Source organism: Actinacidiphila yeochonensis CN732, from assembly GCF_000745345.1.
In the GTDB taxonomy this organism is placed as follows: Bacteria; Actinomycetota; Actinomycetes; order Streptomycetales; family Streptomycetaceae; genus Actinacidiphila; species Actinacidiphila yeochonensis.
The window spans coordinates 824,075-842,808 of the sequence record NZ_JQNR01000003.1 but is presented as its reverse complement, the minus strand read 5'-3'; the positions used below and the strand labels follow the sequence as shown (position 1 = coordinate 842,808).

Below are 18,734 nucleotides of genomic sequence, written 5' to 3'. Positions count from 1 at the left end.
CGTACGCGCGCCGGACATATGTCGTACGCAGGCCGTACGTGTTCCGGACGGGTGCTGTACGGGTGCCGTACGCGGGCCGCCGCGTCGTCCTTCGCATGCCCGGCCGGGATGCGGGAAGGCGCGCGAGGGCCCCGGCGCCCGGGGACCCCGGGAGGGTGGAGTGGCCGATCGGCCGGGGTGGGGCCCTTACGTACGGGCCTCCGGGCCTCTACCCTGGCGTCCGAAGGTTACCGGTGAGTTAATAAACGTGTGACGCCCCGGAGGTACTCGTGACCGACACGAAGACGCTGATCGATAGCCGACCGCCGTCCGTGGCGGTCCTCTTCCTGGAGCGGGTCGCGGCCACGCCCGACGCGGAGGCGTACCGCTACCCGGTGCCGCCGGAGTCCGGCGCGGGTCCCGACGGCTGGCGGTCGCTGACCTGGCGCCAGGCCGCCGACCGGGTCACCGCCGTCGCGGCCGGGCTGATGGACCTCGGGGTGCTCCCGGAGGAGCGGGTGGCCATCGCCGCCGGCACCAGCGTGGAGTGGATCCTCACGGATCTCGGCGTCCTGTGCGCCGGCGCCGCCACCACCACCGTCTACCCGACCACCAACGCCGACGAGACGGTCTTCATCCTCTCCGACTCCGGCTGCCGGGTGCTGGTCGCCGAGGACACCGCGCAGCTGGAGAAGGTCCGCGGCCACCGCGCCGAGCTGCCGGAGCTGGCCCACGTCGTGGTCATGGACCCCGAGGCGGCCGTGGACCAGGAAGGCGACGGCTGGGTGCTGTCACTGGCCGACCTGGAGAAGCGCGGCGCCGCCTACCTGGAGCAGCACCCCGAGGCGGTCGCCGACACCGTCGCCTCGCTCACCAGGGACCAGCTCGCCACGCTCATCTACACCTCCGGCACCACCGGCCGCCCCAAGGGCGTGCGGCTGCCGCACGACGCGTGGTCGTACATGGCCCGCGCCATCCAGGCCGTCGGGCTGCTCGACGGGGACGACGTCCAGTACCTGTGGCTGCCGCTGGCCCACGTCTTCGGCAAGGTGCTCACCGCCGGGCACATCGCGGTCGGGCACGTCACCGCGGTCGACGGCCGGGTCGACCGGATCATCGAGAACCTGCCGGTGGTGCGCCCCACCTACATGGCGGCCGTGCCGCGGATCTTCGAGAAGGTCTACAACGGCGTGGCCGCCCGGGCCCGCGAGGGCGGCGCGGCGCAGTACCGGGTCTTCCAGTGGGCGGCCGCCGTCGCCCGCGACTACGCCAGGGCCACCCAGGAGAGCCTGCGGCTGACCGGCACCCGCTCCGCCCCGGCGGCACTGCGCGCCAAGCACGCCGTCGCCGACCGGCTGGTCTACTCCAAGCTGCGGGAGGCGTTCGGCGGCCGGCTGCGGGCCTGCGTCTCCGGCTCCGCGGCGCTCGCGCCCGAGATCGGCTACTTCTTCGCCGGCGCCGGCATCCACATCCTGGAGGGCTACGGCCTCACCGAGTCCAGCGCGGCCAACTTCGTCAACCCCGGCGAGTCCTACCGCACCGGCACCGTCGGCAAGGCGCTGCCCGGACTGGAGGTGCGGATCGCGGAGGACGGCGAGGTGCTGCTGCGCGGCCCGGGCATCATGCAGGGCTACCACGGGCTGCCGGAGAAGACCGCCGAGGTGCTGGAGCCCGACGGCTGGTTCCACACCGGCGACATCGGCGAGCTGTCGCCCGACGGCTACCTGAAGATCACCGACCGCAAGAAGGACCTGATCAAGACCTCCGGCGGCAAGTACATCGCGCCGGCCGAGGTGGAGGGCAGGTTCAAGGCGGTCTGCCCGTTCGTCAGCAACGTGCTGGTGCTCGGCGGCGGCCGCAACTTCTGCAGCGCCCTGGTGGCCCTGGACGAGCCGACGATCCTCGGCTGGGCCAGGGAGAACGGCCTCGGCGGCCGCTCCTACGAGCAGGTCGTCACCAGCGACAAGGTGCGCGAGCTGATCGCCGGGCACGTCGCGGAGCTCAACGCGGGCCTCCAGCGCTGGCAGCAGGTGCGGCAGTTCCGCATCCTGCCGCGCGACCTCGACATCGAGCACGGCGAGCTGACCCCGAGCCTGAAGCTCAAGCGGCCGGTCGTGGAGCGCGAGTTCGCCCCGCTCATCGACGAGATGTACTCCGGATCGCGCGAGTCCTGACCTCCCGTCAGGGCTGCTCCCGCTCCCGCGTCCCCACCACCGTCGCCGTCGTTCCGGAGCGTGGGGCCCGGGCCCGGGCGTGGGCGTGGGGTCCGGACGCGGGGCTCGGTAGCGCGGTGCCGCCGGCGCGATCCGCGGCGCCCCCGCGGCTACGATGCCCCGCATGCACAAGCGGAGCTACGAACCGGACCTGACGCCGCCGTGGAAGAAGTCCGCGCCCGCGCCCGAGGTGGCCGCCGAGCCCGACCTCGTGGTCGAGGAGGTGGTGACGGGCTTCTGCGGTGCCGTGGTGCGGGTGGAGAAGACCGCCGAGGGGCTGACGGTCACCCTGGAGGACCGGTTCGGCAAGCTCCGGGTCTTCCCGATGGTGCCGCGCGGCTTCCTCCTCGACGGCCGGACCGTCACGCTGGTGCGGCCCCGGTCCGCGCCGGCCCCCGGGGGCCGCTGCTGTCCGCCTCCGGCTCGATCGCCGTCCCGGACGCCCCCGCCCGGGTGGCCCGCGCCGGCCGGATCTACGTCGAGGGCAGGCACGACGCCGAACTCGTCGAACGGGTCTGGGGCCACGACCTGCGGGTCGAGGGCGTCGTCGTGGAGTTCCTGGAGGGTGTGGACGACCTGCCCGCCATCGTCTCCGCCTTCGCCCCGCAGCCCGGCGCCCGGCTCGGCGTGCTGGTCGACCACCTGGTGCCCGGCTCCAAGGAGTCCGCCATCGCCGCGTCGGTCACCGGCCCCGACGTCCTGGTCGTCGGCCACCCCTACATCGACGTGTGGGAGGCGGTGAAGCCGTCGTCGGTGGGCATCCCCGGCTGGCCCCGGGTGCCGCGCGGCCAGGACTGGAAGACGGGCGTGTGCCAGGCCCTGGGCTGGTCCCACCTGACCACCGGGGAGGCGTGGCAGCGCATCCTGGCGTCGGTCGGCTCCTACCGCGACCTCCAGCCGGAGCTGCTCGGGTCCGTCGAGCGGCTGATCGACTTCGTCACCGAGCCGGCCGAGCGGTAGCCGGCCGGTCTACCGCGGTGGCCGGGGGCGCTGCCGCCGGACCCGGCGCGGACCGGGCGCGGACCGAGCGCGGGCTCAGAGCGGACCCAGAACGGACCCAGCACGGACCCAGTGTCCGCGACGCCCGGGCCCGGCGGTCAGTCCACCAGGTCGCGGATGACGGCGTCGGCCAGCAGCCGGCCGCGCAGGGTCAGTACCGCCCGGCCCTCCGCGTAAGGGGCGGGTTCCAGGAGCCCGTCCCTTACCGCGTCGGCGGCGGCCTGGGTCCCGTCGGCGGCCAGCAGGTCCAGCGGGCAGCCGTCGGCCAGCCGCAGCTCCAGCATGATCCGCTCGACCCTGCGGTCCTCGGCGGACAGCACCTCCCGGCCGGCCCCCGGGGAGCGTCCCTCGGCGAGCGCCTGCGCGTAGGCGCCGGGGTGCTTGGCGTTCCACCAGCGCACCCCGCCCACGTGGCTGTGCGCCCCCGGACCCGCGCCCCACCAGTCCGCGCCGGTCCAGTACAGCTCGTTGTGGCGGCAGCGGGCCTCCCGGGAGGCCGCCCAGTTCGACACCTCGTACCAGGTCAGCCCGGCCGCGCTCAGCCGCTCCTCGGCGATGAGGTAGCGGTCGGCGTGCTCGTCGTCGTCGGTCGGCGGCACCTCGCCGCGCCGGATGCGCCGCGCCAGCTGCGTGCCCTCCTCCACGATCAGCGCGTACGCGGAGACGTGGTCGGGCCCGGCGGCCAGCGCCGCGTCCAGGGAGGCGCGCCAGTCGTCGTCGGACTCGCCGGGGGTGCCGTAGATCAGGTCGAGGTTGACGTGCTCGAACCCGGCGGCGCGGGCCTCGGCCACGCACGCCTCCGGGCGGCCGGGGGTGTGGGTGCGGTCCAGGACGCGCAGCACGTGCGGGCGGGCGCTCTGCATGCCGAACGAGACCCGGTTGAAGCCCTGGGCGCGCAGCTCCGCCAGGTAGTCCGGGTCGACCGACTCCGGGTTCGCCTCCGTCGTCACCTCGGCATCGGCCGCGAGCCCGAACTCGTCCCGGATCGCGGCGAGCATCCGGCCCAGGTCGGCGGCGGGCAGCAGGGTGGGGGTGCCGCCGCCGACGAAGACCGTGCTCACCTCGCGCGGATCGTCGCCCAGCACCTTCCGGGCCAGCCGCACCTCCTCGGCCAGCACGCCCGCGTAGTTGTCCCGCGAGGCCAGGGCGCCGCCCTTGCCGCGCAGCTCGGAGGCTGTGTAGGTGTTGAAGTCGCAGTAGCCGCAGCGGGTGGCGCAGTACGGAACGTGCAGGTAGAAGCCGAGGGGGCGGTCGGCGGCGCGCTCCAGGGCGGACGCCGGGAGGGCGCCGTCCGGCGGGACGGGGGCGCCGTCGGGAGTTGCGGAAGGCATCTGTTCAGTATCCGCCACCGCGCACGGGAACCGTCCCGCCGCGGAGGCGCCCCTGCGGCGGCTCCGGTTTCACCCCGGGGCGGCCGAGCCTCACTCCGGGTCGGAGGCGCCCTCAGGGGCCGAGTCCGCGGGCCCGGCGGGCGCGGACGGGCCCGGACCGGCGGGCGTGGAGGCGCCAGGGCCGGCGGGTGCGGAGCCGGGTCCGGCCGCGCGCCGGGCCAGCTCGTCGCGCTGGGCCCGCAGGAACCTGGCGTCGACCACCGCGCCGTGGCCGGGCACGTACCGGGCCGTCTCGCCGCCGAGGGCCAGCAGGGTGTCCACCGCGGCCGGCCACCCGGACGGGACCGCGTCGGGGCCGGCCTGGGGCTCGCCGGACTCCTCGACCAGGTCGCCGCAGAAGACCACCGCCGGATCGCTCGCGGTCGCCCCCGGCACGAACACGGCCAGGTCGTGGCGGGTGTGCCCGGGACCGGGGCGCACCAGCAGCACCGCCCGGCCGCCCAGGTCGAGCTCCACCCCCTCGGCCGTGCCGTCCCCGGCGCCGTCCCCGCCCACCTCCGTGGTCGGCGGCGCGAGCAGCAGCGCCGCCACGGCCTCGGCCGCCTCGGCGGGGTCGGTGCCCAGCTCGACCGCCTCCGCCCGCAGCGCCTCGGCCTCGCGGGCCAGGCGGGCACCCAGGCCGCGCGCCGCGTACACCTCGGCGCCCTCGAAGGCGGCCGAGCCCAGGACGTGGTCGACGTGCCCGTGGGTGAGCACCACATGGGTCACCGACCTGCCGCCGGTGAGGTCGGCCACCTGGGAGCGCAGCTCCGCGCCCTCGCGCAGGGTGGAGCCGGTGTCCACCAGCAGCACCCCGTCGGCGCCCACCACCAGCCCGATCGTCACGTCCAGGTGCGGCAGCCGCCGCCGGGCCACGCCGGGCCCCAGCTGCTCCCACACCGAGCCGTCGCCCTCGGGCTGTCCCGTGTCCGCCGCGTTCTCCGAGTCCCGCACAAGGGCGACGCTATCGCCGTGGCCCCGCCGCCGCCCGCCGCGCCCCTGTCCGGGCCCGCCGGAGGCGCCGCCCGGCGGGCCCGGACAGCGGGCGCCCCGCATCGCGCCGCCCCGCCGCTTAACGGTCGTTCCGGTGCGTACCGCCCGAACCGGTCGCCCGGACGGCGCCGTGTCGCTGCCGCTCTTGCCGAGCCCTTGTGCCATCGCCGTACACTGGCTGCGGGATTGCTGGCACTCGAAACAGCGGAGTGCCAGGTCGGACGGCCTGAGAGGCCCGGGCAGGAGGTGCGCGATGCTGAGCGAACGCAGACTCGAAGTCCTGCGCGCCATCGTCCAGGACTACGTCGGCACCGAGGAGCCGGTGGGCTCCAAGGCGCTGACCGAACGGCACCACCTGGGTGTCTCGCCGGCCACCGTCCGCAACGACATGGCGGTGCTGGAGGAGGAGGGCTACATCGCCCAGCCGCACACCAGCGCCGGGCGCATCCCCACCGACAAGGGCTACCGGCTGTTCGTGGACCGGCTGGCCGGGGTGAAGCCGCTGTCGGGCGCCGAGCGCCGGGCCATCCAGAACTTCCTGGACGGCGCCGCCGACCTCGACGACGTGGTGGCCCGCACCGTCCGCCTGCTCGCGCAGCTGACCCGGCAGGTCGCCGTGGTGCAGTACCCGTCGCTGACCCGGTCGTCGGTGCGGCATGTGGAACTCCTCACACTCTCCCCCTACCGGATGATGCTGGTGCTGATCACCGACACCGGCCGGGTGGAGCAGCGGTTCATCGACAGCCCCGTCGCCGTCGGCGAGATCCTCCTCGCGGATCTGCGGGCCCGCCTCAACAGCCGGGTCGTCGGCCTGCGCTTCGCCGACGTACCCTCGGCGGTCCAGGACCTCACCGAGAGCTTCGACGCGGACGACCGGCCCGCCGTGGCCGTCGTCCTGGCGACGCTGCTGGAGAACCTGGTGGAGGAGAAGGAGGAGCGGATCATGCTCGGCGGCGCCGCCAACCTGACCCGCTTCCACCACGACTTCCCGATGACGATCCGGCCGGTGCTCGAAGCACTGGAGGAGCAGATGGTGCTCCTGAAACTGCTCGGCGAGGCCACGGACTCGGCGATGACGGTCCGGATCGGTCACGAGAACTTTCACGAGGGCCTCAATTCCACCTCCGTGGTGGCGGTCGGCTACGGTTCGGGCGACGAGGCCGTCGCCAAGCTAGGCGTGGTCGGACCGACCCGCATGGACTACCCCGGAACGATGGGAGCGGTACGCGCAGTGGCACGTTACGTCGGACAGATCCTGGCGGAGTCGTAGGTGGCCACGGACTACTACGCCGTGCTCGGCGTGCGCCGCGACGCGGGCCCGGACGAGATCAAGAAGGCGTTCCGCCGCCTCGCCCGCGAGCTGCACCCGGACGTCAACCCGGACCCGAAGACCCAGGAGCGGTTCAAGGAGATCAACGCCGCTTACGAGGTGCTCTCCGACCCGCAGAAGAAGAAGGTCTACGACCTCGGCGGCGATCCGCTGTCGGCCAACGGCGGAGCCGGAGCGGGCTTCGGCGGCGCGGGCTTCGGCAACTTCAGCGACATCATGGACGCCTTCTTCGGGCAGTCCTCGCAGCGCGGCCCGCGCTCGCGCACCCGGCGCGGGCAGGACGCGATGATCCGGCTGGAGGTCGAGCTCAACGAGGCGGCCTTCGGCACCACCAAGGACATCCAGGTCGACACCGCGGTGACCTGCGGCACCTGCAACGGCGAGGGGGCCGCCCCCGGCACCTCCGCGCAGACCTGCGACATGTGCCGCGGCCGGGGCGAGGTCTCCCAGGTGACCCGCTCCTTCCTCGGCCAGGTCATGACCTCGCGGCCGTGCCCGCAGTGCCAGGGCTTCGGCACCGTGGTGCCCACCCCGTGCCCGGAGTGCGCCGGGGACGGCCGGGTCCGCTCCCGCCGCACCCTCACGGTCAAGATCCCCGCCGGCGTCGACAACGGCACCCGCATCCAGCTGGCCGGCGAGGGCGAGGTCGGCCCCGGCGGCGGCCCGGCCGGCGACCTGTACGTCGAGATCCGGGAGCTGCCGCACCAGGTCTTCCAGCGGCGCGGCGACGACCTGCACTGCACGGTCACCATCCCGATGACCGCGGCGGCGCTCGGCACCAAGTGCCCGCTGGAGACGCTCGACGGGCTGGAGGAGATCGACATCCGGCCCGGCACCCAGTCCGGCCAGTCGGTACCGCTGCACCAGCGCGGCATCACCCACCTGCGCGGCGGGGGCCGCGGCGACCTCATCGTGCACGTCGAGGTGGTCACGCCCAACAAGCTCGACGCCGAGCAGGAGGACCTGCTGCGGCGGCTGGCCCAGCTGCGCGGCGAGGAGCGGCCGACCGGCCAGTTCGCCCCCGGCCAGCAGGGGCTGTTCTCCCGCCTGAAGGACGCGTTCAACGGGCGCTGACCCGATGCCGCCCGCCCCCGCCTCGCCTCCGGGACCGTCCGGGCCCGGAGGCGAGGGGCCGGCGATCGACGCGTGACACGATGAACGCATGAACGTGTCCTCCGATCTCTCCGCGTACTCGGCGTTGTCGGCGTTCTCGGCGTACCCGATCGTCCAGGCGCCGATGGCCGGCGGCGGGTCCAACCCGAGGCTGGCCGCGGCGGTCTCGGCCGCCGGCGGCCTGGGGTTCCTGGCGGCCGGCTACAAGACGTCCGAGGCCATGTACGAGGAGATCCGGCAGGTGCGCGACGCCACGGCGCGGCCCTTCGGGGTGAACCTGTTCATGCCGCAGCCGGCCACCTGCGACCCCTCGGCCGTCGCGGTGTACGCCGAGCAGCTCCACGGGGAGACCGCCTGGTACGCGGCGGACCTCGGCGACCCGGAGGCCGGCGGCGACGACGCCTACGAGGCCAAGGTGGCGGTGCTGCTGGAGGACCCGGTGCCCATGGTCAGCTTCACCTTCGGCTGCCCCGAGCCGTCCGTCCTGCGGGCGTTCGCGCGGGCCGGCACCTACACGATGGTGACGGCCACCACCGTCGCGGAGGCGGTGGCCGCCGAGGAGGCCGGCGCCGACGCGGTGTGCGTGCAGGGCGTGGAGGCCGGCGGCCACCAGGGCAGCCACCGCGACGACCCGCAGCTGGACTGCGCCGGGGTGGGCCTGCTCACGCTCGTGCCGCTGGTGCGCGAGGCGGTCCGGCTGCCGCTGGTGGCCGCGGGCGGCCTGATGCGCGGTCGGCAGATCGCCGCGGTGCTGGCCGCCGGGGCGGACGCCGCCGCGCTCGGCACCGCCTTCCTGGTCTGCCCCGAGTCCGGCGCGCACACCCTGCACAAGCGGGCGCTGACCGACCCGGTCTACGCCCGTACCGAGATCACCCGCGCCTTCACCGGGCGTCCGGCGCGCGGCCTGCTCAACCGGTTCGTCCGCGAGCACGGCCGCTACGCCCCGCCCGGCTACCCGCAGATCCACCACCTCACCCAGCCGGTGCGGCGGGCGGCCGCCGCGGCCGGCGACCCGCAGGCGATGGCGCTGTGGGCCGGGCAGGGCCACCGGCTGGCCCGGGAACTGTCCGCCGGCGCCCTCGTCGAGACGCTGGCCGCCGAACTCCACGAGGCCCAGGAGGCATTCGCATGACGGCACCGGTCTTCCTCGTCGACCCCGCGGCGCTGGACGGCTCCCCGTCCGCCGTGGTCCTCGACGGGCCCGAGGGGCGGCACGCCGTCGCCGTGCGGCGGTTGCAGCCCGGTGAGGAGGTCGTCCTCACCGACGGCGCCGGCCGGGGCGCGGCCGGCGTGGTGGCCGCCGTCGAGGGCCGCGACCGGCTCACCGTCGAGGTGCGCGAGCTGCGGGCCGAGCCGGCGCCGGCGCCCACCGTCACGGTGGTGCAGGCGCTGCCGAAGGGCGACCGCGGCGAGCTGGCGGTGGAGACGATGACGGAGGCGGGGGTGGACGCCGTGGTGCCCTGGGCGGCGGCCCGCTGCGTCACCCAGTGGCGCGGCGACCGCGGTACGAAGTCGCTGGCGAAGTGGCGTTCCACCGCGCGCGAGGCGGCCAAGCAGGCCCGCCGGCTGCGCTTCCCCGAGGTCGCCGAGCCGGTGACGACCCGGCAGCTGCTGCCGCTGCTGGCCGCCGCCGACTTCGCGGCCGTCCTGCACGAGGAGGGCGCGGCGCCGCTGGCCACCGCCCCGCTGCCGGCCGCCGGTTCGCTGGTGCTGGTGGTCGGTCCGGAGGGCGGGGTGGCGCCGGAGGAGCTGGCCGCGTTCGCCGAGGCGGGCGCGGGCGCGTACCGGCTCGGGCCCACGGTGCTGCGCACCTCGACGGCGGGCGTGGCGGCGGCCTCCGTGCTGCTGGCCCGCACCGGCCGCTGGAGCTAGTGCCGCGACCGGCAAGGGCGGCCGGCCGCCGCGGGCCGCGGCCCTCAGGCCCAGCCGCGCAGGGTGAGCCCGGCGCGGGCGGGGGCGCCGCCGGAACGGGCGGCCAGGTAGGAGGCGAGGGCCTCGCCGGCGGAGGGCACGAACTCCGACGGGAGCGCGTCCGTGCTGGTCCACTCCACCCGGGCGTGCTTGTGCGGCTCGCGGTTGGCGGCCCGTCCGGCGAACCGCCGCGCGGCGAACACCACGGTGAGGTAGCCGCCCGGCGAGCCCACGGCCCGGGCGCCGTGGACGAGGTGCGCCACGGCCAGGTCCGCGGGGGCCACCACCAGCCCGGTCTCCTCGCGCAGTTCGCGTACGGCGGTGGCGGTGACCGGCTCGCCCGGCTCGTGCTTGCCGGTCGGCAGGTCCCAGAGGCCGGGTGCGAAGGCGGCGTCCGGGCCGCGCTGGAGGAGCAGCACCCGGTCCTCCGCCACGTCGTGCACGATCACCGCCGCCACCAGCAGCGTCATCGACGCGGTGGCGGACGGCGGCGCCCCGGCGGACTCCGGCCCGGCTACCATCCCCGCTCCGGCGGCGCCACGACGGCCGCGCTGACCGGCGCCGCCACCACGGTCGCGCCGGTCGTGCCGATCGCGGCCTCCTCACGTCCGGACTCCACGCCGCCCAGCCCTTTCCGCCCGCCCCGCCCGCCGGCCGCCTACTCCCGTCCGGGCAGCGGCGGGGCGGACTTCGCCGGAGTGCGCTCCAGTGCCTCCAGGGCCATGGCGACGGCCCGGTCCAGCTGCGGGTCGCGGCCGGCCGCCCAGTCCTGCGGGGCGAACGGCACCTCGACGTCCGGGTCGACGCCGTGGTTCTCCACCGACCAGCCGAAGCCCTCCAGCCAGATCGCGTACTTGGGCTGGGTGACCAGCGTGCCGTCCACCAGCCGGTAGCGGCTGTCGATGCCGACCACGCCGCCCCAGGTGCGGGTGCCCACCACCGGCCCGATGCCGAGGGCGCGGACGGCGGCGGTGACGATGTCGCCGTCCGACCCGGAGAACTCGTTGGCCACCACGACGACCGGGCCGCGCGGCGCGTCCAACGGGTAGCTGTACGGGTGGCCGTAGCGCGGGACGTCCCAGCCGACGATCCGGCGGGCCAGCTTCTCGACGACCAGCTGCGAGGTGTGGCCGCCGCGGTTCTCCCGGACGTCCACCACCAGGCCCTCCCGGGCGACCTCCACCCGCAGGTCGCGGTGGAGTTCGGCCCAGCCGGAGCTGACCATGTCCGGCACGTGCAGGTAGCCCAGCCGGCCACCGGACGCCTCGTGCACGCGGGCCCGCCGCCCCGCCACCCAGTCGTGGTAGCGCAGCGGCTCCTCGTCGGCCAGCGGCACCGCCACCACGTGGCGGTGCGGGCCGCCGCCGGCCGGGGCCACCGTCAGCTCCACCGGTTTGCCGGCCGTGCCGACCAGCAGCGGCGCCGGGCCGGTCAGCGGGTCCACCGGGTGCCCGTCGACGGCCACCAGCACGTCCCCGGCCCGCACCGCGACACCCGGCGCGGCCAGCGGGGAGCGGGCGTGCGGGTCGGAGGACTCGCCGGGCAGCACCCGGTCGACCCGCCAGGCGCCCTCCGGGGTGCGGGACAGGTCGGCGCCGAGCAGCCCCTGGCGGTGCAGCGGGTCGCGGCGGCCGCCGGGCGGGCTGACGTACGCGTGGGAGGTGCGCAGCTCACCGTGGAGCTCCCACAGCACGTCCACCAGGTCGTCGTGGGTGGCGATCCGCTCCAGCAGCGGCCGGTAGCGCTCGGCGGCGGCGTCCCAGTCCAGGCCGCCCAGGTCGGGGCGCCAGAAGTTGTCGCGCATCAGCCGGTGCGTCTCGTCGAACATCTGCCGCCACTCGTCGGCCGGCCGCACGGTGACGCGCACCCGCGACAGGTCGATGGTGACGGAACTGTCCGAGTCGTCGTCCGACTTGGCGTCCGAGGGCGCCACCCGCAGCCGGCCGCCGGAGGTGACCAGCACCTTCGAGCCGTCGCCGGTGACCGCGAAGTCGTCGGCCTCGTCGGCGACCACCTCGACTCGCAGCCGCCGCAGGTCGTAGCGCTCCAGGACGCTCTCCGGCGGGTGCGCCTCCGGCGTGGCCAGGGACGTGCCCAGCACGCCGGCCAGCGGGTGGCGCAGCCACAGCACGCCGCCGCGGGCCGCGCGCAGGTCGGAGTAGCGGCCGGCCTCGACCGGGAAGGGCACGATCCGGTCGGCCAGCCCCTCGGCGTCCACCTGGGTGCGGTGCGGGCGCTCGGCGGGCTTCGTGCCGCCCGCCGCGCCGCCGGAGCCCTCCGTGCCGCCGGAGCCCGCCGTGCCGCCGGTGCCCTCGCCCGCGCCGCCGCCGGCCTTCTCCTCGGCCGCGCCGTCGCCGCCCTCCCGCTCGGCGGCGGCGTCGTCGCCGTCCGCGCCGTCCTCGTCGTCGTCCCCGTACGGGCGGCCGTGCCGCTGCGGGCCGAACGGTGACGGCGTGGTGGCCGCCAGCGTCAGCAGGTACGGGCGGCAGGCGTTCGGGAAGGACAGGTCGAAGACGTGGGCGTCGTAGACCGGGTCGAAGTCGCGTTCGGAGAGGAAGGCCAGGTGCCGGCCGTCGGCGGTGAAGGCGGGCGCGTAGTCGTTGAACCGCAGCGGCGTCGCGGCGACGACGGTGAGGTCGGCGGTGGCGGCCAGCTTGATCTGGCGCAGCGTGCCGGGGCCGGGCTGGGACCAGGCCAGCCACCCCGAGTCGGGGGAGAAGGCCAGGTCGGTGGCGTCGGCGCGGGCGGCGGGCGCGCCCTCGGCGGCCGTGTCCTCGGCGTCCCCGGCACCGGTCGGCACCTCGCGGACCTCACCGGTCTGCGTCTCCACCAGCAGCACCCGGCCGTCGTGGGTGGCGACGGCGATGCGGTGCCCGTCCGGGGAGACCTCCAGCTCGTGCACCCGGCCGAGCCGCCCGGCCGCCAGCCGCCGGGGCGCGGTGCGCGGGGTGGTGAGCGGCACACCGTCGGCGGGCGCCACCTCCAGGGCGTCCTCACCCTCGGCGTCGGTCACCCAGACGACGTACTCCTCACCGCTCTGGGTGAACACCCTCGGGTGGCGGGTGCGCACCCCCGGTTCGGCCGCCAGCGCCCGGGCCGGGCCGCCGCGGTGGGTGACCCAGTGGGTGGTGCCGCGCACCTCCACGGCGCTGCCCCGGCCGGTGCGGTCCGGGCGGGCCTCGCCCAGGTGGGCGGCGGCGCGCACCGGGTGCGGCTGGAGGTCGGCGCGCTGGCCGCCGAGGCGGACGTCGAGCAGGCGGGGGCGGGTGGCGGCGTCGAGGCTGTCCAGCAGCAGGACGCGGCCGCCCGCGGTGTACGCGACGCGGGTGCCGTCGGTGGCGGCCTGCCGGGCGTAGAAGCCGGCTCCGGACTCGTCCTCCCCGGCGTCCTCCGGCCGCGGCGCGAGCGGGGTGTGGCGGCGCAGGTCGGAGCCGTCGGGCAGGCTGGAGTACAGCGCGCCGAGGCCCTCGTGGTCGGAGAGGAACGCGATCCGGTCGCCCACCCACAGCGGGCACTCGATGTTGCCGCCGAGGCCGGTGTGGACCGGGGCGAACTCGCCGCCGCCGTCCGGGTCCAGCCACAGCCGCCCGGCGGTGCCGCCGCGGTAGCCCTTCCAGTGCGCGGCCTCCCGGCCCATCGTCACCGACTGGAGCAGCACCGCCCCGCCGGGCCCGAACGCCAGGTCGCCGACCGGGCCGTACGGCAGCCGCTCGGCCGGGCCGCCGTCCAGCGGCACCAGGTGCGCCCAGGGGCGGCGGGAGGACGCCTCGCCCGCCGAGGTGACGACGGCCAGCCGGCCGTCGGGCGTCCAGCCGCGGACCGAGGTCAGTCCGCTGCCCCAGTACGTCAACCGCTCGGCCGGGCCGCCCTCCAGCGGCGCCACGTGCACCTCGGGGGCGCCGTCGCGGGTCGAGGCCCAGGCCACCAGCGAGCCGTCCGGCGAGATCCGCGGCCGGCGCACCGGCATGTTGTCCGCGCTGACCCGCCATGCCCGACCGCCGTCGACCGGGGCCACCCATACGTCGTCCTCGGCCGTGAACGCCACCGACCCGCCGTGCGGGTGCGGGTTGCGCAGGTACGACGGGCCCGCGACGGGCGGCGGGGAGGACGGAGCGGACGTGGAGCCGGGCCTGGAGGCTGCGGAACGCGCGGAGTTCGAGGACTGGGTCACGGCGCCAACCTAATCACGATCGCACCCCCGGACGGGGGCAGACCTCGGCACTTCCCACGGCCGAGGCAGCGGTGGGGAGTTCGGCCGGGGACACTCGGTCGGGGGCGTTCGGCCGGCGGGGTTCGGCTGGGGGGTCCGGCCGGCGGGGCCCGGCCGGGAGCGGTTCAGCAGACGCCGAGCCCCCGCACGTCGAAGACGGTGACGCCGTCGACCTCGGCGGTGAGGTGCCCCCACAGGCACTTCAGGTCCTGCTGCCGGGTGACGTCACCCCTGACGGTGATCCGCCGCTGGTCGTCGGTGTACCCGGTGCAGTTCACGCTGGGCGCCGACGGGTCCTCGGACGCGCCGCACGACAGCCACTGCACCCCCACGTGGTCGGCCGTCAGCTGCCTGGTGGCCAACTGGTCGGTCGCCACCGACACGTTGGCGCTGTCCAGCCCGTTGACGGGGTCGCAGCCGGCGAGCGCCGCGCAGGCCGCCGCCGCGGCGAGGACGACGGCCGCACCCGCGCCCCGATTCTTCCCGGAGTGTCCCATTCCCTTACGGTGACGCGTCATTCGCCCCCCGTACATCCCCCACACGACGGACAGCTGAGGACGGCACAGGACGGCCGGGGGCGTCCCCGGCAGCCAGGGGGACGCGGCCGGGACCCGCGGACCTCGGCCCGCGGCCGGCCGGCCGGTACGATGCGGGACGCGGCACCCGAGGCGGGCGCCGGGCGGCAACTGGAGCGGAGAGGGGCCAGCACGTGGCGGGAGAAGCGCAGCCGGACTGCCTGTTCTGCAAGATCGCGGCCGGGGAGATCCCGGCGCAGGTCGTGCGGGAGACCGACACCACCGTGGCGTTCCGCGACATCGCCCCGAAGGCCCCCACGCACGTCCTGGTGATCCCCCGCGCGCACTACCCCGACGCGGGCGAGCTCGCGGCCGGCGACCCCCGGGCCGCGGCGGCGGTGCTGCACGAGGCGGCGCTGGTGGCCGAGCAGGAGGGCGTGGCCGGCACCGGCTACCGGATCATCTTCAACACCGGTGAGGGCGCGGGCCAGACGGTCTTCCACGCGCACGCCCACGTGCTGGGCGGGCGCGACCTGCACCAGCTGGTCTGAGGCCGCCGACCGCACGCCACCGGGATGTCGCCGCGCGAGTTCGTCGTCCTGGGCACCGCCAGCCAGGTGCCCACCCGTGACCGCAACCACAACGGCTACGTGCTGCGTTGGGACGACGAGGGCATCCTCTTCGACCCGGGCGAGGGCAGCCAGCGGCAGATGCTGCGGGCCGGGGTCAGCGCGCACGACCTCACCCGGATCTGCGTCACGCACTTCCACGGCGACCACAGCCTGGGCCTGGCCGGGACGGTGCAGCGGATCAACCTGGACCGGGTGCCGCACCCCGTCGCCGTGCACTACCCGGCGAGCGGGCAGCGGTACTTCGAGCGGCTGCGGTACGCGACCGCCTACCGGGAGGCGGCCGAGCTGCGTCCGGAGCCGGTGGCGGCGGACGGCCCCGTCGCGCGGACGCCCGGGTTCACCCTGAGCGCGGCCCGGCTCTCGCACCCGGTGGAGGCGTTCGGCTACCGGCTGGACGAGCCGGACGGGCGCCGGATGGTGCCCGGACTGCTGGCCGAGGCCGGCGTCGCCGGGCCGGACATCGGCCGGCTCCAGCGCGAGGGCGAGCTGCGCGGGGTGCGGCTGGCGGACGTGAGCGTGGCCCGGCCGGGGCAGTCCTTCGCGTTCGTGATGGACACCCGGCTGTGCCCGGCGGTGCCGCTGCTGGCCCGCGGCTGCGACCTGCTGGTGATCGAGTCGACCTTCCTGGACGAGGACGCCGCGCTCGCCGAGGACTTCGGCCACCTGACCGCCGGCCAGGCCGGGCGGGTCGCCGCCGAGGCCGGGGTGCGGCACCTGGTGCTCACCCACTTCTCGCAGCGCTACGCCGACCCGGAGGAGTTCGGCCGGCAGGCCCGCGCGGCCGGCTACCGCGGCGGGCTGACCGTGGCCCGCGACCTGGACCGGGTGCCGGTGCCCAGGCGCCGGACCGCGCACGGCGGTCCGGGCCCGGGCGGCGGCTGACCCGCGCGGGGACCCTCGGACAGCTGTCAGGACAGCGTCAGCGCGGGTGTGAGGGCAGCCGTCAGGGCAGGTAGTACATCGGGTTGGGCAGCTTGAACGACGCGTCGGAGGAGCCGCCGGACAGGTCGCTGTACTGGTCGCCGAAGTTGGCCACGATGTCGTAGCCCAGCGACTCGATGTGCGCCCGGGTGCCGGACTTGTACTCGATGGTGCTGCATGCCGCGCCGCACGCCAGGTAGGACGGCGGGTTCGCGGTGTTCTTCAGGTACAGGTGCGCGGTGTCCGGGTCGGCGGTGTAGCCGACGGCCTTGAGGTTGCGGACGGTGTCGGCGCGCTGCGCCTCCGGCCGGCCGGTGATCCAGAAGACCGTGACGCCGTGCGCGGCGGCCCAGTTGGTGAGGGTGTCCATACCGAAGACGGCCGGCATGTCCTTGGTGTCGAGGTACGCCTGGTTGGTGGCGGTGGTGTAGTTGAAGCCCACCTCCAGCTCGTAGTTGTACGTCAGCACGCTGGTGTCGTCGACGTCGAGCACGATGGCCGGCTTGCCGTGCGCCTTGCCGTGGCCCTTGTCGAGCCCCTTGGCCAGCGACTTCTCGATGGACGCCTTGGCCTTGGCCTCGACCCCCGCGACCTGCTTGGCGTAGTTGCCGGTCGGCGACGCCTGGTGCTCGCCGGAGGCGTCGACCGTGTCGCCGTAGTACGCCTTGATCTGGTTCACGACGTCGGTGAGGTTGGGGATCTGCTGGTCGCTGCGCGGTACGGAGTTGTCGGCCGTGGCGGCGCTCACGCCGTAGACCGTGAGGCCCAGGGTGAGGGCCGCTGCGGACATCGTCAGGGCGCGGGTGCGCAGGGACAGTCGGGCGCGGGGCATGGCGGTGCTCCTTAGGGCTGGTGTGATGCGGCGGAATGTAGCCCTCTGTATCGGAGCAGGTCAAGGAGCATCTACGCGCGTGGCAGCGAAGTAGTGGTTTCCCAGGTGTTACGCCGCAGTTCAGACGCCGTTCACCAAGCGCGCAGGGTGCGGCGGAGGGTTCGGGGCGCCCGCGGCAACGGCCGTACGGGCGGGGGAAGTCCGGCGCCGGGGCGTCGGGAACCCCCGCGGGCCCGGGGGCGCGGGCGGACTCAGCACCGCCCCGCGGGCTCCCGCGCCGTGCCGCCGTGCGTCCCCTCGCGGCCCCCGGCGGTCACCAGCCGGCGGCGTCCAGCAGCCGGGAGGCCGCGGCGGCGGAGTCCACCAGGGGGTGCCCCGCCAGCGCGCGCAGCGCCGCCACCCGCGAACCCGTCGCCGCCGCCTCGATCGCCGCCCGCTCCACCGCCTTGACCGCGAGCATCAGCCCGGCCTGGTGGGCGTCCGGTGCCGCCGCCGGCAGCGGCCGGGCGCCGAACGCGCCGACCTCGCAGGGCACCTCCACCACGGCGTCCGGGTCGAGCAGCGGAACGGCCCCGCCGCCGGGCACGTTGAGGATGAGCACCGTGCGCTCGTCCCGGGCGATGGCGCGCATCAGGGCCAGCGCCACCCGGTCGTAGCCGCCGCCGTCGAGGTCGTGCGGGTCGCGCTGCCAGCCGCCGGTGGCCGCGCGGTTCTCCGCCATGTACGTCTCCTCGCGCTCGCGGCGGGCGCCCCGCCACAGGTCGAGGGCGGCCGGGCCGTCGAGGCCGTCCGCGGCCGCGTAGAAGTCCGACTGGCGGCGGTGCAGGAACGCGCCCCGGGGCTCGCCGGCCGAACGCACGGCCGCCAGCGCCTCCCGCCGGAAGTAGTAGTAGTGCAGGTACTCGTTGGGCAGCGAGCCGAGCGCCGCCAGCCACTCCGGGCCGAACAGCCGCCCCTCCTCGAAGGTGCCGAGCGCGGCCGGGTCCGCCAGCAGCCCCGGCAGCAGGTCGGTGCCGTCGACGGTGAGCCGGCGCAGCCATCCCAGGTGGTTGAGGCCCACGTAGTCGAAGCCGAAGCCGGGCGCGTCCGGGTCGGCGCCGGCCGCGCGGGCGGCGCGGCGGACCAGGCCGACGGGGGAGTCGCAGATCCCGATCACCCGCGGGCCCAGCACCCGGGACATCGCCTCGGTCACCATGCCCGCCGGGTTGGTGAAGTTGATGACCCAGGCGCCGGGCGCGACCGCGCGCACCCGCTCCGCCAGGTCCACCGCGAACGGCAGCGTGCGCAGCCCGTAGAGCACACCCCCGGCGCCGACCGTCTCCTGCCCGAGCAGCCCCTCCGCCAGCGGCAGCCGCTCGTCGCCGACCCGCCCCTCGGTGCCGCCGACCCGGACGGCCGAGAAGACGAAGTCCGCGCCGCGCAGGGCCCGGTCGAGGTCGGACTCCACCCGCACGACCGGCGCCGGCCCCCGCGGGCGGCCCGCCACGCGGCGTCCTGCGCCGCCACGACAGCGGCCGTCACCCGCAGCCGCCGGGCGTCCGTGTCGTGCAGGACGAGCTCACCGACGGTCTCGTCCCCCAGCAGGGCGGCATGTACGAGGGGCACGCGGAAGCCGCCGCCCCCGACTACGGTCAACCTGGTCACGCGCCCATCCTCCCGCACCCCGGCCCGGCGCCGCGAGCAACACCCGCCGGGCGCCGGCCGGGAGGACCAGGA

At 75.8% G+C, this 18,734-nt stretch carries 13 protein-coding genes and 2 pseudogenes; 8 read left to right on the top strand and 7 right to left on the bottom strand.

Annotated elements, in window-relative coordinates; translation table 11 throughout:
- The first annotated feature begins 269 nt into the window (after nucleotides 1-269).
- Nucleotides 270-2,153, top strand: coding sequence for an AMP-dependent synthetase/ligase (locus BS72_RS05130; RefSeq protein ID WP_037906746.1), 1,884 nt, complete (start codon nucleotides 270-272; stop codon nucleotides 2,151-2,153).
- A 163-nt stretch (nucleotides 2,154-2,316) separates the two neighbouring features.
- Nucleotides 2,317-3,152 (top strand): annotated as a pseudogene (locus tag BS72_RS05125) (DUF3097 domain-containing protein).
- A 137-nt stretch (nucleotides 3,153-3,289) separates the two neighbouring features.
- On the opposite strand, the gene hemW reads toward BS72_RS05125, so the two are convergent.
- Together hemW and BS72_RS05115 are read right to left on the bottom strand one after the other, a co-directional pair.
- A complete protein-coding gene (gene hemW, locus BS72_RS05120) occupies nucleotides 3,290-4,522 on the bottom strand; it encodes a radical SAM family heme chaperone HemW (protein ID WP_037906744.1) in 1,233 nt (410 codons plus the stop codon).
- A gap of 90 nt (nucleotides 4,523-4,612) precedes the next feature.
- Complete coding sequence (locus BS72_RS05115) at nucleotides 4,613-5,515, bottom strand: MBL fold metallo-hydrolase (RefSeq protein ID WP_063835961.1); 903 nt, start codon at nucleotides 5,513-5,515, stop codon at nucleotides 4,613-4,615.
- A gap of 292 nt (nucleotides 5,516-5,807) precedes the next feature.
- Here BS72_RS05115 and hrcA point away from each other — a divergent pair, with 292 nt between their 5' ends.
- From hrcA to BS72_RS05095, 4 genes are all read left to right on the top strand, one after another.
- Complete coding sequence (hrcA, locus tag BS72_RS05110; protein ID WP_037906742.1) at nucleotides 5,808-6,824, top strand: heat-inducible transcriptional repressor HrcA; 1,017 nt, start codon at nucleotides 5,808-5,810, stop codon at nucleotides 6,822-6,824.
- Nucleotides 6,825-7,958 carry a molecular chaperone DnaJ gene (dnaJ, locus tag BS72_RS05105; protein ID WP_037906740.1) on the top strand — a complete coding sequence of 378 codons (1,134 nt, stop codon included), beginning with the start codon at nucleotides 6,825-6,827 and terminating at the stop codon, nucleotides 7,956-7,958.
- Nucleotides 7,959-8,046: 88 nt separating this feature from the next.
- Nucleotides 8,047-9,129, top strand: a complete 1,083-nt coding sequence (locus tag BS72_RS05100) for a nitronate monooxygenase (protein ID WP_037906738.1) — start codon at nucleotides 8,047-8,049, stop codon at nucleotides 9,127-9,129.
- The gene (locus tag BS72_RS05095; protein ID WP_037906737.1) at nucleotides 9,126-9,869 is read left to right on the top strand and encodes a 16S rRNA (uracil(1498)-N(3))-methyltransferase; all 744 of its coding nucleotides are present in this window, start codon (nucleotides 9,126-9,128) and stop codon (nucleotides 9,867-9,869) included. The genes BS72_RS05100 and BS72_RS05095 overlap by 4 nt, the downstream gene beginning before the upstream one ends.
- 44 nt (nucleotides 9,870-9,913) lie before the next feature.
- On the opposite strand, the gene BS72_RS05090 is transcribed toward BS72_RS05095, so the two are convergent.
- The 3 genes from BS72_RS05090 to BS72_RS05080 form a co-directional block, all read right to left on the bottom strand.
- Entirely contained in the window at nucleotides 9,914-10,429 is a 516-nt protein-coding gene (locus tag BS72_RS05090) for an NUDIX domain-containing protein (RefSeq protein WP_232792214.1), read from the bottom strand.
- 137 nt (nucleotides 10,430-10,566) lie between these two features.
- Nucleotides 10,567-13,983, bottom strand: coding sequence for a S41 family peptidase (locus BS72_RS05085; RefSeq protein WP_037907718.1), 3,417 nt, complete (start codon nucleotides 13,981-13,983; stop codon nucleotides 10,567-10,569).
- Nucleotides 13,984-14,243: 260 nt separating this feature from the next.
- The gene (locus BS72_RS05080) at nucleotides 14,244-14,615 is read right to left on the bottom strand and encodes a hypothetical protein (protein WP_037907715.1); all 372 of its coding nucleotides are present in this window, start codon (nucleotides 14,613-14,615) and stop codon (nucleotides 14,244-14,246) included.
- Nucleotides 14,616-14,827: 212 nt separating this feature from the next.
- On the opposite strand from BS72_RS05080, the gene BS72_RS05075 reads away from it, so the two are divergent.
- Both BS72_RS05075 and BS72_RS05070 read left to right on the top strand, forming a co-directional pair.
- Complete coding sequence (locus tag BS72_RS05075; RefSeq protein WP_037906735.1) at nucleotides 14,828-15,184, top strand: histidine triad nucleotide-binding protein; 357 nt, start codon at nucleotides 14,828-14,830, stop codon at nucleotides 15,182-15,184.
- Nucleotides 15,185-15,208: 24 nt separating this feature from the next.
- Nucleotides 15,209-16,147 carry a ribonuclease Z gene (locus tag BS72_RS05070; RefSeq protein WP_051950684.1) on the top strand — a complete coding sequence of 313 codons (939 nt, stop codon included), beginning with the start codon at nucleotides 15,209-15,211 and terminating at the stop codon, nucleotides 16,145-16,147.
- A gap of 61 nt (nucleotides 16,148-16,208) precedes the next feature.
- Here BS72_RS05070 and BS72_RS05065 read toward each other — a convergent pair whose 3' ends face one another.
- Together BS72_RS05065 and BS72_RS05060 are read right to left on the bottom strand one after the other, a co-directional pair.
- Entirely contained in the window at nucleotides 16,209-17,018 is an 810-nt protein-coding gene (locus BS72_RS05065) for an HAD family acid phosphatase (protein ID WP_037906734.1), read from the bottom strand.
- A gap of 313 nt (nucleotides 17,019-17,331) precedes the next feature.
- Nucleotides 17,332-18,662, bottom strand: a pseudogene (locus tag BS72_RS05060) (family 4 glycosyl hydrolase).
- Nucleotides 18,663-18,734: the final 72 nt, after the last annotated feature.